Source organism: Viridibacillus sp. FSL E2-0187 (genome assembly GCF_038006425.1).
GTDB lineage: Bacteria > Bacillota > Bacilli > Bacillales_A > Planococcaceae > Viridibacillus > Viridibacillus arvi.
Window position 1 is genome coordinate 2,318,567 of sequence record NZ_JBBOVG010000001.1, and the last position, 15,575, is coordinate 2,334,141.

Annotated in this window: 17 protein-coding genes; 2 read left to right on the forward strand and 15 right to left on the reverse strand. The window is 33.3% G+C overall.

The features are described from left to right. Positions 1–118 precede the first annotated feature (118 nt). The 9 genes from deoD to MHH85_RS11390 all read right to left on the reverse strand — a co-directional run bounded on the left by deoD (position 119) and on the right by MHH85_RS11390 (position 8,342). Positions 119–835, reverse strand: a complete 717-nt coding sequence (deoD, locus tag MHH85_RS11350; protein ID WP_340707153.1) for a purine-nucleoside phosphorylase — start codon at positions 833–835, stop codon at positions 119–121. A gap of 573 nt (positions 836–1,408) precedes the next feature. Then, positions 1,409–2,131: an exonuclease domain-containing protein gene (locus MHH85_RS11355; protein ID WP_340707154.1), complete on the reverse strand. Its 723-nt coding sequence runs from the start codon at positions 2,129–2,131 to the stop codon at positions 1,409–1,411. Next, entirely contained in the window at positions 2,121–3,107 is a 987-nt protein-coding gene (locus tag MHH85_RS11360; protein ID WP_340707155.1) for a DUF294 nucleotidyltransferase-like domain-containing protein, read from the reverse strand. The genes MHH85_RS11355 and MHH85_RS11360 overlap by 11 nt, the downstream gene beginning before the upstream one ends. A gap of 59 nt (positions 3,108–3,166) precedes the next feature. Next, complete coding sequence (locus MHH85_RS11365; RefSeq protein WP_193739337.1) at positions 3,167–4,447, reverse strand: ammonium transporter; 1,281 nt, start codon at positions 4,445–4,447, stop codon at positions 3,167–3,169. Between the two features lie 1,064 nt (positions 4,448–5,511). Further along, entirely contained in the window at positions 5,512–5,862 is a 351-nt protein-coding gene (locus MHH85_RS11370; RefSeq protein WP_340707156.1) for a hypothetical protein, read from the reverse strand. 643 nt (positions 5,863–6,505) lie between these two features. Next, the gene (locus tag MHH85_RS11375) at positions 6,506–7,219 is read right to left on the reverse strand and encodes a polysaccharide deacetylase family protein (RefSeq protein WP_227752145.1); all 714 of its coding nucleotides are present in this window, start codon (positions 7,217–7,219) and stop codon (positions 6,506–6,508) included. Between the two features lie 151 nt (positions 7,220–7,370). Next, entirely contained in the window at positions 7,371–7,607 is a 237-nt protein-coding gene (locus MHH85_RS11380) for an ATP-binding protein (RefSeq protein WP_340707157.1), read from the reverse strand. Between the two features lie 33 nt (positions 7,608–7,640). Beyond that, positions 7,641–8,057, reverse strand: coding sequence for a 4'-phosphopantetheinyl transferase family protein (locus tag MHH85_RS11385; protein WP_340707158.1), 417 nt, complete (start codon positions 8,055–8,057; stop codon positions 7,641–7,643). A gap of 39 nt (positions 8,058–8,096) precedes the next feature. Beyond that, positions 8,097–8,342: a hypothetical protein gene (locus MHH85_RS11390; RefSeq protein WP_340707159.1), complete on the reverse strand. Its 246-nt coding sequence runs from the start codon at positions 8,340–8,342 to the stop codon at positions 8,097–8,099. A 214-nt stretch (positions 8,343–8,556) separates the two neighbouring features. Here MHH85_RS11390 and MHH85_RS11395 point away from each other — a divergent pair, with 214 nt between their 5' ends. After that, on the forward strand, positions 8,557–8,910 hold the full coding sequence (locus MHH85_RS11395) for a YxeA family protein (protein WP_340707160.1): 354 nt from the start codon (positions 8,557–8,559) through the stop codon (positions 8,908–8,910). Between the two features lie 471 nt (positions 8,911–9,381). Here MHH85_RS11395 and MHH85_RS11400 read toward each other — a convergent pair whose 3' ends face one another. Further along, complete coding sequence (locus MHH85_RS11400; RefSeq protein ID WP_340707161.1) at positions 9,382–11,007, reverse strand: carboxylesterase/lipase family protein; 1,626 nt, start codon at positions 11,005–11,007, stop codon at positions 9,382–9,384. A 394-nt stretch (positions 11,008–11,401) separates the two neighbouring features. On the opposite strand from MHH85_RS11400, the gene MHH85_RS11405 reads away from it, so the two are divergent. Then, entirely contained in the window at positions 11,402–12,055 is a 654-nt protein-coding gene (locus MHH85_RS11405; RefSeq protein ID WP_340707162.1) for a hypothetical protein, read from the forward strand. Between the two features lie 565 nt (positions 12,056–12,620). Here the strand turns inward: MHH85_RS11405 and MHH85_RS11410 are convergent. From MHH85_RS11410 to MHH85_RS11430, 5 genes are all read right to left on the reverse strand, one after another. Beyond that, on the reverse strand, positions 12,621–12,842 hold the full coding sequence (locus MHH85_RS11410) for a helix-turn-helix domain-containing protein (protein WP_038181085.1): 222 nt from the start codon (positions 12,840–12,842) through the stop codon (positions 12,621–12,623). Positions 12,843–12,852: 10 nt separating this feature from the next. Continuing rightward, positions 12,853–13,335 (reverse strand): DUF2975 domain-containing protein, encoded by a 483-nt coding sequence (locus tag MHH85_RS11415; protein ID WP_340707163.1) that lies wholly within the window; start codon positions 13,333–13,335, stop codon positions 12,853–12,855. Between the two features lie 198 nt (positions 13,336–13,533). Beyond that, complete coding sequence (locus MHH85_RS11420; protein WP_340707164.1) at positions 13,534–13,740, reverse strand: hypothetical protein; 207 nt, start codon at positions 13,738–13,740, stop codon at positions 13,534–13,536. Positions 13,741–13,779: 39 nt separating this feature from the next. Beyond that, positions 13,780–14,370 carry a TetR-like C-terminal domain-containing protein gene (locus tag MHH85_RS11425; RefSeq protein ID WP_340707165.1) on the reverse strand — a complete coding sequence of 197 codons (591 nt, stop codon included), beginning with the start codon at positions 14,368–14,370 and terminating at the stop codon, positions 13,780–13,782. 145 nt (positions 14,371–14,515) lie between these two features. Then, a complete protein-coding gene (locus MHH85_RS11430; RefSeq protein ID WP_193739321.1) occupies positions 14,516–15,262 on the reverse strand; it encodes an SDR family NAD(P)-dependent oxidoreductase in 747 nt (248 codons plus the stop codon). Between the last annotated feature and the right edge of the window lie 313 nt (positions 15,263–15,575).

Below are 15,575 nucleotides of genomic sequence, written 5' to 3' on the forward strand. Positions count from 1 at the left end.
ATTCAATATATAACATGTCATTTGACATGAAATCGAAGGCTACATTGAGAAGCAGTTAAATGTTATCATTTAACTGCTTCCTCTAATTTACATTCGCTTTATTCCACTTAAATAGTAATTAAGCTAGCTCTAATGCAATTTCCATCATTTTAGTAAATGCTGTTTGTCTTTCTAATTGAGTTGTTTGCTCATGTTTAAAGATATGGTCACTAATTGTTATGATACAAAGAGCATTTACACCTGCTTGCGCAGCATTCATGTAAAGTGCAGCAGACTCCATTTCCGCGCATAAAATGCCCATTTTACTCCATCTTTCCATTGCTGTTGGATCAGCATTGTAGAAGACATCACTTGAAAGAACATTCCCTACGCGAACAGGATATCCTTTTTCATCAGCTACTTTTTTAGCTTTCTCAAGTAATTCATATGATGCAGTAATTGAGTAATGACCTGGTAGATTAAATTGGTGTGCGTAATTAGAATCTGTCGCAGATCCCATTGCAAACACGATATCATACAAATTCAGGTCATCTTGAATTGAGCCAGCTGATCCAATACGGATTAAGTTTTTAACGCCGAATACGTTAATTAATTCCCATGAATAGATCCCCATGCTAGCTGCTCCCATACCTGTACCCATTACAGAAATTTTTTGTCCTTTAAAAGTACCTGTATATCCAAGCATGCCACGCACTTCATTGAACTGCACAACATCTTCTAAAAAATTATCTGCAATAAATTTAGCTCGTAATGGATCTCCTGGTAATAGAATTGTCTCTGCAATTTCTACTCCATTAGGCTTAATGTGTGGTGTTTCTTTGTGATTTGTACTCATCAAATAAGTCTCCTTTGAAAATGTTTTATAAAGTCGTTTATACATAAAGTACTCTATTTCTTTAGAAATCTGAATGCGCTTACTTTTCAAGTAAATATAGACAACTTATATATCTATCGAACATCTTGTATAACAAGTTGTCTAATTGATATTATATAAAAATACCACATATTCATTTCTTTTTTCAATATAATTTTCACATTTAACAATTTAACATTAAAATATTTTCATTTTTTGTACTAGATTTGATTGAAATTACCTTATTTATGGAAATTTAAATAATTTAGCAAAAAAAATCTACACATAACATCAAACACTATTTTCTTAGATTTTTCGTTTAGGTTCTACTACTTAAAAAGGGGTGTCTAATAAGTCCTATTAAGACTCATTGACACCCCATTAAGAACTTTAGCGTTATAGAAATACTTCCATTTACAAGATGTATCATATATTTAAAACTTAATAATTGATATCCCAATCAAATCTTTCTATTTTCCATTAAAATCCATAAAATAATATTATTATATCGAGATAATTTATAGTAATTTTCATTGCTTCATTATTATCATTTTTTTATATTCTCGCAAAACGCTCATAAACATCATTTAATGTTCCACAACCCAATTGCTGAGCTTTCGCTACATATAAGCTCCACAGTTCAGCAGTTAATTTTGCATCTCCTAATGCATGATGACGATTAACTACGGAAATACCATTTTGCTTACATAAATCCTCTAGTTTCACATTATTTGATTTTAGATCAACTATTTTATATAGGAAGAAAGTATCTACAATTCGGTGCTTAAAAGGGGTACGGAATAGCTTTGAACTGGCATGTTGCATAAAATGTCTTTCATGATTGGCATGATGTGCTACAAGCGTACTATCCCCTTTAAATTGCAAAAACTGGATAAGGACTTCAGATAAACTTGGCGCTTCTCTTAATTGCTCATTTGTTATACCAGTTAGCTGAATAATTTCCTGGGGAATGTTCTGATCAAAATGAACAAGCGAGTAAAATTCCTCTTCTTTTATAATCGTTTTTCCACTCATTTTAATTGCACCAATCGAGAGTATTCCGTCCCCTTTTTCAGGAAAAAAGCCTGTTGTTTCAATATCGAAAACTACTACATTTAGTTCCTGCAATGGCGTATTTAACGCTTTTTCTTGATTCACTTCTTTTTGCAAATGCCTTAAATAAGCCATTTGCTGTGAGTTTTGAATATCACCTATTCTACCAGTATTTCTTTTACCTTGAATTCCTCTTAATAGTTGGATAAACGGTTCAAAGACCATTGTTAACACCCGTTTCAATAAGAGCTATCACATAATCATGAAGCTTCTTACCATCTTTTAGAATTCTTTTTATATCTTTACGTTGTTCTTTTTGAAGTCTTTCTATATTCAAGAAATGTGTATCAGTATAGGATTCCACTTGAAATAATGTCAGACGATATCTTAATAACGTTAAGAAATTGTCTTCGCACCCCTTTAATGCCTTTGAATATTCCTTTGTTTCCTTCAAGCATTTCATTCTTTCTAGGGTAGAAGTTTCATAAATGCCTTCTTTTATGGACAATACTCGAACGGCATTCACATAAGGTAAAAACGCTGCATATTTTAGATTTACACTACCTTGGTACAAGCCATGTTGCTCTACTAAAATTTGACCAAGTGGACCAATGACATTCTTTATATGCGTGACATTCTCCATAAAACGCTTTAACACTGTCTGATGTTTTAATTGATATTGATAAATAACCATTTTCAACGCTTCTACATATGAATTGCTCCCTGTTAAAACCCTTGCATCATAAAATATTTGCAAGTAACGAATGGCATCCCAGCTTTCGCCTTCCATCCATTTTAGAAGCTGCTCCTTCCAATCATGCAATGACTTACACCAAAGTGAATTTGAGCTCATGACATTGCCTTGACAATATGGGTAACCAACGATGAATAGACCATAAGATACTTCTTCACCGAGTTTCTTAAAATAGATATCATTTTCAACATTCGATGTTTCATATATCAAACCGTGATCTTGATCACTGATGACTCCTTGCTCACATCTACCGCCACTCCCTGTTATAAACCATGAGAACTTACACGGAGGGGCACCCTTGTTCACGCGACTGATAGCTAAATCAAATACTTTGCACATCACTAGATCATGAAATTTATTCAAAGAAGCCGTATCATCTAGAAAAGAGGGAATATTTTTATCCTTCCATTCCTTTATAGATTCATACGTTTTAACTTCTGTTTCCACAGCAACACTTCCCTTTTTACACTAAAAGCCCCTTATAAGGGGCTTTTACCATATTAACGTTACTTAGTTTCTACTACTGGACGTAGATTTGACTCTTCTAAAACCATTTGCTCAGGATACCCATAGTTACCATGTTCACTCATATCAAGTCCCATGATTTCCTCTTCCTCGCTAACCCGAATACCACCCATCACTTTTTTCATGATATATAAGATGACAAACGATACAGCAAATGCATAGGCACCAGATGTTGCAACTCCCATTAACTGTACACCTAACTGTTCAAAACCACCGCCATAAAGTAAACCTGGTTTTCCTACTGTTGCAAGTTCAGGTGTAGCAAATAGTCCAGTCGATAAGGTACCCCATATACCTGCTGTTCCGTGTACGGATAATGCGAAGATTGGATCATCAATTTTTTTCTTTTCAAAAAATCTAGTACTATAAAATACTATGATACCAGCTACGAACCCAATGACTACAGATGCCCAAACATCTACAAACGCGCAAGATGCTGTAATTGCTACTAACCCTGCTAGCGCACCATTTAAAATAGTTGTAATATCAGGTTTACCTAACACTACCCACGAAATTAAAGTCGCTGCGACCGCACCTGCTGCTGCAGCAAGATTTGTATTTAAAGCAACAAATCCGAAGAAGGCACCATCAACTGATACAGTACTACCAGCGTTAAATCCAAACCAACCAACCCACAAGATTAATACAGCTAAAGCAGTATACACTTGATTATGACCAGCAAGATTATTCGCCGAACCATCTTTATTGTATTTTCCAATTCTTGGTTTCAGTAAGATAGTCGCTGCCAGAGCTGCCATTGCACCTGTTAAATGGACAACTGTTGATCCCGCAAAATCTTGTTTTCCATGTTCAGCTAACCAGCCGCCCCCCCAAATCCAATGTGCAATGACGGGATAAACTAATACTCCGAATAGAATCGTGAAGATGACGTATGCGGAGAACTTCGCACGTTCTGCAAATCCACCAAGTGCGATTGTAACTGATATACCTGCAAATGCTAGTTGGAAGACGAAAAATACAGTTGTAGCAAGCCCTGAATCTTTCACTAATTCTCCTGAATAAAAGAAATCTGACATACCGACAAAGAAATTTGCATCACTGCCAAAGATAAACCCATAACCTACTGCCCAAAAAACTAATGATGCTAAACCAAAAGTAAAGACTGTTTTTCCTGCAACGTGACCTGCGTTTTTCATTCTTGTTGAACCAGCCTCAAGCAAGATAAATCCACCAATCATAAAGATTACTAAAATTGCACCTAGCATCGTCCACAGGCTGTTCATCAAATACATAACATCCATCCTCATACTCCCCTTTTCTTTATGTTAGTTTTCTTGTTATTTATATGTAAGAAAACTTAACATGTTATTTATATTCTTTATTTTACCTTGTTTTCACCCCTTGTCAACAGAATTTTCAGAATAAATAGAAATTATGTTAGAAAAACTAACATGAAAAGGGTTTCAATATCACTAAGAGATCAACTGTATCCATAATCATTGGAAAAGAAAAAGAATTCACTTTGAAAATGCATGTTCAAAATGAATTCTTCCCAAAGTAAATTAGCTCCAGCTTTTTACCTTAAGGACAAGCAATTGAAGAACAATTAGCCAATTTAGGTTATCAACCGGAGGACTTTGATTTTGTAGTACATATTCATTTAGATGTTCTTCAACTATTCTGCCCCGTTAGTTTAAGTACATTTTTTCATCATCTTTATAGTGAATTAACTTACATATCAAAATAAAAAAGCAGCTCTCCTCTAAGAAATATATAGAGGTGGGATGCTCTTAATCAAGCTATATTACAAATTATCAATCTTCATTATAAATGAACACGCTTATTTTCATTTCAATTTTGTTATGTAAAAAAGAGTAACAAAGAAAAGAATATTAAACTTAGAAATGATAAAATAATAACAATAATTTTTTGGAATTTGAATGACATACATTTTACTATACCTAATAAAAAATTAATCAAAGGGTTTCCACCACTAATTGTCCATGATGGTCCTGTCCCTCTTGCAGCTTCTTTTTTAGCCATCTGAAACTTAGGATAATTGAAAATATAGATCCAATAATAAAACAAACTAATAATATATAATAACCCTTCATTTAAAATCTCCTTGCATTTTTTCCCCATGTATCTTATATGCTTTATATAGTCTTTCTTACACATACCTTTTACCTGTTACAACAATATATGTCGATGACCATAGTGCTTCACCAAGATTAATTTCACCATCTATAGCATACTGATTAGCTAATTCAGATTTAATTTCCCATCGATGTTGATTTAGAATAAAGTTTGATATTAAATCACTCTAAACCCTTGAAAAATTAATAAAACATAGTTTAACCTGTTATCATTTTAATAATTCGATTCGTTTACGTTTTTTAGGAATAGGAATAACACCGAATTTAGCAATTAAAAGAACCACTAAAAATACAAAACAACTAAAACCTGTATTATCACTTGTAATGAAATTTAACTGGATAATTTGCAACGCCACTAAAACGTTTAGTATATAAGAAATAAGAAAACCAAAAAATGAAAGAGACGTTACATAATTGCCGAATAACAATCTTCTGTAATTAGATACATCTGATGTATTAGCTTTTTGGATAGTCAAAGTATGTTGAACTTGTATTACTAAACCGTATGTGAAAACTAAAATAAATAAAACAATTACTACATAACCAATTACATCAGCCATCAAATCACCTCTCTTATTTTCGAATTATACCCGAGTTATCTTTATAAGACTTTTATTATTCAACTAAATTGTCCCTTTTGTTCAATAAGAAAAAAACTGTCTAAACAGCTCAAAGATCTTCTACTAAAGTACTCTTTCGTTTTATAAGGTCAGCCAGAGTAATCTGGTGCACTATTTGTATTCAATTTATAGATTGATAGTATCCTGGGTAGAACAGAAGCACCCGTGGGATTTAATCTCCCAACAACTAACATGTTCACTCTCTACTTGTTAACACATGATTATACTGGTTGGGACATGGTGATATCCTGTATAACAAGCATCGAGTAAAAAGCTCTAACTTACGAAAAACTAAAACAGTTAAACCAGCTAATCAATGCTCTACATCCTCTTTTTTATTACAGTTCACCTAAGTGATAGGCATCAATGGCACTATTAAATTTGGTGGTTTAACATCAAGGTCGAGTAAGGAGTTCTCTGTTTGTGATGAATTCAGAATTGCTTCCACTTCCTCTGAACTGTTTATCTAAACAGTTAATCCCTACCTTTCCCTTTACCTAATGCTATTTCGAACTAAGATTTTACCTACTTCAGTGAATTATTCGATTATGATGTTTACATCGCTCATAAAAGCATCGTCTTTTTATTTTCCATTTGCTTTTTGCACCTCAAGTAACTCTGAAATCGTTACAAATTTATATCCCTCTTTTTTGAGTTTTGGTAGGATTTTTTCCAATGCTTTAATAGTTTGTTCTCGATTTCCACCTCCATCATGAAAAAGAACTATATTTCCTTCCTTTGCACCTTTTAACACAGTATCTACAATTTTATTAACACCAGGATTTTTCCAATCCATTGTATCTTGATGCCAAGACCACATAACCACTTTATACCCTGCCTTTACAATTGCATCTATCATCCCATCAGTGTATTGTCCTTCAACAGGTCTGAATAATACGGGAGAATAGCCACTAATACCATAAATCGTTTCATGTGTTTGTTTTATTTCTTTCATTAAGTTTGAAATATTAGTTTTTAACGGATGTGTATATGTGTGAATTGCTAATTCATGCCCATCTTCATACATTCGTAAAATGACTCCGGGATTCTTTTCTGCATTTTCACCTACAATGAAAAAGGTTGCTTTTGCATCGTATTTGGCAAGTAATTCTAAAATCTCAGGCGTGTATTTTTTATGAGGGCCATCATCAAACGTCAAGGCAATAATTTTTTCTTCAGTATTTATTTCCCAAACAATCTGCCCTGCTTGTTCATAGTACTTTCTTCCTTTATCCGCGGAAGTAATCAATGTGAAATAGAATATAGAGATAAAAATAGCACATACTGACAAAATCATCATAGTTCGTTTCAATTTTTTCACTCCCCACAAATAAAATCTCTATATATTATTTGTGAATCCCCCCAAAAAATACATTCAATAAATCATAACAGCAGCACTAACCAAAATATAAAAAATGACTTACAGGAAATCGTTTTCCTATAAGCCATTATACTTTAACGATAAATTCAATTGTAAAGGTTAACCAGTCTTCTTTATTATCAGCCTCAATTGTTCCACCATGAAGCTCTATAATTCTTTTAGTGATAGCAAGTCCAATACCAGACCCTCCATCTTCCTTTCTTGCCTTATCCCCTCGATAAAAACGCTCAAATAATTTAGAAACGTCTTGTACTTGTAAGTTCTCTGTTTGATAAGATATTGTAAAAACAGCTTTAATACCCAAAAGTATTCATAAGTAATTAAAGTTTTAGATAACTCATAAAGCACTGCATATTTCTTTAAAGGAAACTAAATTAAGATATTGGTTAAATTGATTGATATTCGCCTGATGTGCACAAACTGAAAGGCTATATTCACTATCGATCATATATTGTTTGCAAATATAATCAGTAATTGGTTTACCTATAAGTACATCCGTTAATAGAATAGAGTCAAGGTTATGTTTCTTTACATTAAAAAAATTTAAGGGACACGACAGTCCTTTACCAATGGCTTTGATATAACTTTCTTTCAAGGTCCATATATCATAAAAAGCATGAATTCTATCCTCTTTGGCGTTCAACAAATCCCTATATTCTTCTTCTGTAAATAATCCCATTGCAAGCTGCAAGTCGAATGGTCTTACTTTTTCTATATCGACACCAACTTCTTCATCATGAACAGCACAAACCACGTACTCACCGGAATGGGAAATATTGTAGTAAAAAGAAGGCTACCCACATAAAAAAGGTTTACCATATGTATTTATACACACTTCTATTTCCTCAATACTTGAACCGTATCGTTCTTTAAGAAGAATACGTACCATCAGATTTCCTATTAATGAGCTGTACGAATCATCAATCTTCATGAATTTTTTCACTCGATTTTGCCTTTCCGCTGATAAATAAGAAAGCAAACTGTTTAGAGTCTCTCTATCCCTCTTTGCAGGTAATTTACAAATATATACATCAACCAATTCTCCTATCTCCTACCGCTTAACTGTCCGATAAATTGAATGTCAAAATGTTTGAAAACAAAGAGGTCACTGTTTAAAATCACAGCAACCTCGTACTTACGTAGAAAGTGACAATATCGTAACTTCTTCGTTTAATTTGTAACTCTAATCGAAGGCTACTACTTCTTATTTCCTATAAAATGTAAGAAAGAAGAAAATAAGGAGGAATTCTACTATGAAAGCATTAAAGTTAGCAATTGGAACGCTGTTTGTAGCAGTTATTATAATATTGTTTATATCTCTTTTGGTTAAAAACGAGCTTGCGGATATGTTAAACCCTTTTATTCATCAAAAGGATGTTTTTGTAAAGATTGATCAAAATGGAAAAACGATTGATCAAAAAACATACGAGTATACCTTAGACGGAATTAATGAAGATGGCAAGAAAATAAAGATTACTTTCACTGCCGGTAAACAATTACGTGAGGGAGCATATTTAAAAGTTGATACAAAGAGAACTTATGTGAAAGCCTGGGAAGAAGTGCAGTTGAATGATATTCCCTCCATTATCCGAGACAAGCTCAAATAAGACTTATGGAACCGTTTTTTTCTAGAGGGACCTATAATGTGCGAAATGCGAAGAAACTTACTGTGTTTCAATGAAATTATCAAAATGAAACTTTTAGAACTTTCTTTCGTAAATATTTAAATAAGACTTCTATGGAGGTGTCCACATGAAAGATATATTTAAAGGTATCCTAACACTTATCTTAGCCTTAGCTATATGGGATGGAATCAAATACATATGGAGTCTTCTTGCTTAAACTCCGATTAAATAGCCATTCTTTCGTTATTTTTTCTGTTTAAATATATGTTTTCAATCATCTATATCATTTAATGTTTCTAAACAATTTGGTAGTCTGGACTTCTATTTCGCAATTTTAATCAAAAGGTAATAACGATATTCCATTAAGTAATGAGATTAAACTAATCAAAAATTTAGTTTAGGGCTTATGTTTAACTATTCGGCTCTCGAAAATTAAACTTATTAATTTTAAATTTATTTTAAAATCAAACTTTCTAATATAAGATTTCTTAAGTACTTTTCTCTTTTTTCTTCTCCACTTGTAGTTATTAGATTTGCTTGCCCACTCTTAAACTGCATGAATGGATATCCATCTTTTTCATCACAAGGTATCCATTCAGATAAACTTTCCTTATTTGGATTTCCAGTTTTAATGAATCTAGACCAATAATCTGTAATAACATCCATCATCCCCCAGTCCTGTTCTCTCCATTCTCTATGAGCTCTCCCGGGCTTTAGAGAACCCATTGTAAACCATAAATCTCCAGAGTGATAGGCTCCATAAAAATCTTCATTTTTACCTGGAGCTACATGAGCAAAGGAATAAACATAAGGTTTTTTAGCCACTTGGTTCAGCCCGGCTGATAATAACAATCTCTGTAACCCATCATCACTGAAGGCACGTAAAAAAGAAGCATAGCTTTCTTCTTTTGTTGAAGTTGGGTAAAGAGACAGGATGTCCTCTCCATACATCCCTTTAAGTTTTGTAATTAATATCTCATTTGAAGTTGGGCTTTTTGTAGAATTAACTGCCATCAAGGAGGTCATTTCATCTGTAGTTCCACCCATAATAATATCAATACCTTCAATATTTCTCGGATTCATAAGGTCAATAGACTCTTCAGTGAACACATAACCATCTAGTACCGTTCCTTGTATTCTGGCAGCTAAGTCTTCCAAAATAGTTGCGTACCGCATTACTCCCTTTTCAACATTTTTAGCAACTGGCGGTTTCAAGAATTCCTCCATTTCCATTTCTCGGAGCTCCTTCAACGTAACATCACGACCAAACGATTCACGGATAGCTTCTTTTGAAAGAGAGGCAGCTTCTTCTACTGTAGGAAATGGTTCTCTCATTCCAAGTGCTTTTCCCATAGCGCCTGGATCATTTAGGAATCCAGTTAATCCACTTTGGATGATAGCGCGTTGGTAAAGACCTTTTGCAAGTGGTGAACGTAGGAGATTCGTAACCTGCATAGCACCTGCAGATTGCCCACCAATAGTAACTTTATTTTTATCCCCACCAAAAGCTTCGATATTTTCTTGAACCCATTGCAATGCAAATATATTATCAAGTACAGCGTAGTTACCACACGCACCATGCTCATTTTCTTCACACAGTTCAGGTAACGTCAACCACCCAAGGAAACCTAATCGATATTGAACTAATACTACGATTACACCTTTAGCAGCTAGTTTGGTTGCATCAAATTTAATATCAGATGCACTCCCATAATTACCTGCACCACCATGAATCCAAACATATACTGGTAACTTTCTTCCTTCTTGAACTTCTGGTTGATAAATATTTACTACAAGACCATTTTCACTTACTGGTGGTCTATATTCTGAAGCATAGTTAAATTCACTATACCAAAATGCTCCTTGGCAATTTGGATCTGGATTTTGCAAAAAACGATCTCCATAATGATCACAGCCTCTTACCCCCTCCCAAGATTCTGGAGGCTGAGGAGCACGAAATCTATTTTCTTTCCCCGTGTCTGCACCAATCGGTATCCCTTTAAATACAGTTACACCTTGCGTATCTGATGGTATTCCGATTACTTTTCCATAGCATGTTTGAATAACTTCACCGTTCATTCATATTCCTCCAATTTTTCTACTATTATCATTTATTAAAAAGTGATGCAAAGTTTTAATTGAATCTGGATAGACCAAAACAAACACATACATTGTTTTTTTCTTTATCATTGTCCCATTACCCAAGTCATGACAACTTTAAACTGTAAATCCACCTATATACTATTTAAAAAAGTTAGTTTTTTTATAATAATGCTTATCAAAGTACCAAAAGCCCTTTTTATCTCCTCACTCATTACTGAAAAGAGATCGCGTAGCAAAAATAAAGAATTGGAAAAAAAAGCAATCAGCCATAGTGATTCATCAATTCAGTATACAAACAACCAGAACGACATTGTGTTTTCGTGACATTTTGAAGTGATATAGGGCATACCTTCTTAACGGGAGGGATTATTTGTTAAAAAGGATATTGATTATTGCTGGAATACTTATAGTAGGAGTAGCCTCATTAAGCTTGTTAAATAAGCCTTTAGAAGTTGACACTTCTGTATCGACTAAAGAGAAACAAGAACCTTTAGCTACTAAAGAAGAAGTACTAAATATAACTACATTGAAAAGAGTAAGTGAAAAACTTCATGAAAAATACGAGGGGTTTATTGTAAAAATGACTTCAAAGAAAGAATTGGTGATACAAGTTGAAGCGAATAAAGAATATTTTAATTCCGTTAAAAAGGATATGAGGTCCATTGCAAAAAGTATAATTAAATCCTCGACATTAAAAGACTATACAGTTGTTGTAAAGAGGCTGGATCTATCTATTATTACAGAAGAAGTTAAAAATAGACCGAAAGAACTTAGCCAATTAACATCGACTATAATGGAAGGTCTTAAAGATTACGACATAATCGAAAATATCAATACGGTTTATCAAAAATCCATTACCATTCATACATCCTTAAAGATTTTAGATAAGGATACATATAACTTAGTTTTGGGAATAGAAGAGCAAGTACATGAAATCTTACATTCTAAAAAACTGAAATCAGTATCTAATATTGACTCTTATGAAATAAAAATTTTAAATAACAAAGGGAAAGTAATAAATTAGTCAGCTTATAAGTTTAAACAGCATTGGCATCTCTTCTTATCAGACTTTTTACAAAAAGAGAGATTCGCCAAGCCTACCCTGATGTAAGTGAAGTGACAATTAATGACATGGAATAATCTTAAGGGTAGCTCATTTTGATAGTAGGATTTCTAGTTCCTTTGGTGAAGGTGGCTCGAAGATTTTTATCTATTCCTTATCATTCTTCAAGAATAAGTAAGTCTTCATTTTAATTTCCAATAGTAATACCTCCTTGAAGCGATTAAAGATATTGTATCATTATTCTTCAACTAAACCGCCTCTTTGTTTCAAGTACATTTCTTTACAATCTTTATAGTGCCTTTAACATAAAATATCCAATAAAAAACTCATCTCACCTCTAAGATATCCATAGAGGTGAGATGAGTTTAATCAATTTTAGAACCATTTCTTGTAGACCATTTAAGCCACGATTTCCGATTATAACTAAATCTACTTTGCTGTCATATATATTCTCATAAAAAGTTTAATCACATTTCATCTCAAATTAAACTAAAGTACCCCATTAGTTAGAGAAATTTGTTATCAATTATTCTTGAGTTTCTACATCACTTTTATACTCTAATATATCTCCAGGCTGACATTCTAAAGCCTTACAAATCGCATCTAAAGTTGATAATCGAATCGCTTTTGCTTTTCCATTTTTCAATATAGAAAGATTAGCCATCGTTATTCCAACCCTCTCGGAAAGTTCAGTGACACTCATTTTCCTTTTCGCTAACATGACATCAATATTGATTATTATTGCCATTTTATTCACCTCAGACCGTTAAATCATTTTCAGATTTTATAACAATCGCATCTTTTAAAAGCTTTTCAAGAACAGCAGCAAATACTGCAATTACAAGCGAAGCAAAAATAACAACCATTCCGATTAATATGATACCTGGGGCGTCGTCCAATTCCGCCATGAAATAAAAGAGTGGCATGCCTACCACATACAGAGTTGTGATTATAACTGCACAAAATTTTATATTTTTTAAAGCTCTTACAGATAATTCCGAGAAAGCTTTGCTCTTGTCAATATAGCTTAAAAGTTTAAAAGCTTGATATAGAGCGAAGTAAAAAGGTATCGCCGTTACGTAAAAATAGATTAAAACAAGATATTTAATATAAGGAATATTTGAAAATAACTCTGATGCAAACTTCGCTATCTCAGGCACTACAAAGATGCACAAAGCAAGAATTGGAATTCCAATAAGAACAACAGCTACCTTCAAAAAGAGCGTAGACACTTGTTTCATAAAAAGCACCTCACTTATTTATTATAAATATTATCTTATCACCGCGTTTATCGTTTTACAATAAAAATATATCGATTTTTATCATTCATTTATTGTTATGTAGCGTGATTTTCCCATCAATTTCAATATAAATACACATTAAAAAATCACCTCAAAGTAAAACTAAAGAGGTGATTTTTATAACTGCACAATAATATTTTACTCTCCACCGCCACAAGAAGATCCTGAATCTGAAGTATCTGAACTAGATGAAGAATTTCCACATGAAATAGATGAATCACCAAATACAGAGGCAAAAAAACCTGTATTTGTTACTTCATTATTGCTACCAGCTCGTGAATAATCAGCTTCTTTCTTTAGGCTAATACTTTTATTTTCTTTACGTTTTTTATTGAATGGCCACATACGAGACACTCCTTAAAAATGAATTCTTTCTATAATAAACTAGATAATAGCTTCTTTATAAGGCCCAGAAATTGAAATTTTCAAAAGGATTTCTGTAAGCTCTTCTGCCGTATATCTATCTAGGTCTGCTAACCACGAGATGATTACTTCTAAAAATGCACCCGTAGCATATTGAATTAGTATATCTTTAGGTACTATTACTGCCATACCTGATTCCTGTGCCGCTCCTATACCTTCTTCTACAAAAGAACGAATAATACGCTTAAATTCTTTCGCAAATTTTGTCTTACGATTTTGTAATAAGAACATTTCATAGAAAGAATGATTATCCTTAATGTGTTTAAATAAGGACACCATGTTTTCAGGTAAGTTGGTTGAACTTAAATCTCGAATGGCCATTTTTTGCTGAACTGCAATATGAGATGTTAAATCACTTAACATCTCTTCAGAAAATTTATCCATTAGTTCATTAATAGACGAATAATGCTTGTAAAATGTCGGACGTGTAATATTAGCACTTTCACAGAGTGTTTTAATAGAAATAGTTTCTGAAGAAGTGAGCATATTAAAGTATGCATTTTTAATACTTTCTAAGCTTCTTATTTCTCTTGGATCCAATCCTTCTTTCATTAGTCGCAATACCCCCGATCAATGTACGTATTCCAATATTATACAAAAAATAATGTGAAAAAGCGAAATAACTTAATTCAAACAAAATTACTCATAAAAAAAGAGCTGACTTTGAATAATCAGCCCTTTTCTATCAAATTAAAGATTAAAGTGCAGTCCATCCACCATCGATAACAAGTTCTGAACCAGTAACAAAACGTGCCTCATCACTTGCTAAGAATAATACACCGTACGCAACATCTTCTGGGTTACCCATATAAGGAAGTTGAGTATGTGCTTCATAATAAGGCATAGCAGGTCCCATATGTGGCTCTGTCATTGGAGTAACAATAATTCCTGGGTGTACTGAGTTTACGCGAACTTTATCTTTACCGTACTCTATTGCAGCAGCTTTTGATAATACACGCAATGCTCCTTTAGAAGCAGTGTAAGGGCTTGTGCCAGCCATCCCCACAAGTCCACCAATAGAAGAAATATTAACAACTGAACCACTGCCGTTTTTCTGCATCTCAGGAACAGCATATTTCATACCAAGTACACAGCTATTTAAGTTAATATCCATTACTCTATTCCATTCAGACATCTCGATATTAGCAATTACACTCGTGCAAGACACACCAGCATTATTAACAAGAATATCTACTTTACCGAATTTCTCAACAGTTAAAGCTACAACTTCTTTCCATTGTTCTTCTGAAGTTACATCATGCTTAAATGCAATAGCCTGACCGCCAGCTGCATTAATTGCTTCAACTACTTCATTTAAAAGTTCTTCTTGAATATCAGTAGCAACTACACATGCTCCTTCTTTAGCGAATAACTCACATTCTTTAGCACCCATACCTGATGCTGCACCTGTAATAATTGCCACTTTACCGCTTAAACGTCCCATATAAAAGACCTCCGATTAATATGTATTTGAACAAACTATTTTACACACTGGAAAATAGTTTCCGCTATCTTTATAACACGAATTTTCTGAAATAGCAAATAAGGGTATTTTTGAATACCATAATAACTAACACTTAAAATTAAGGACCTATATAAATGGTTGAATTATACATAAGTATTTTAGATTATTCGGTGTTAATAGAAAGAGTCCAGTCCAAATCGATGAAACTGTTGCACTATTAATAGAAACTCTTCATTCAATTTTATTAATAAGCAATCAAATCACCGTTTTTCATTTTCCATTTCGGCAAAAA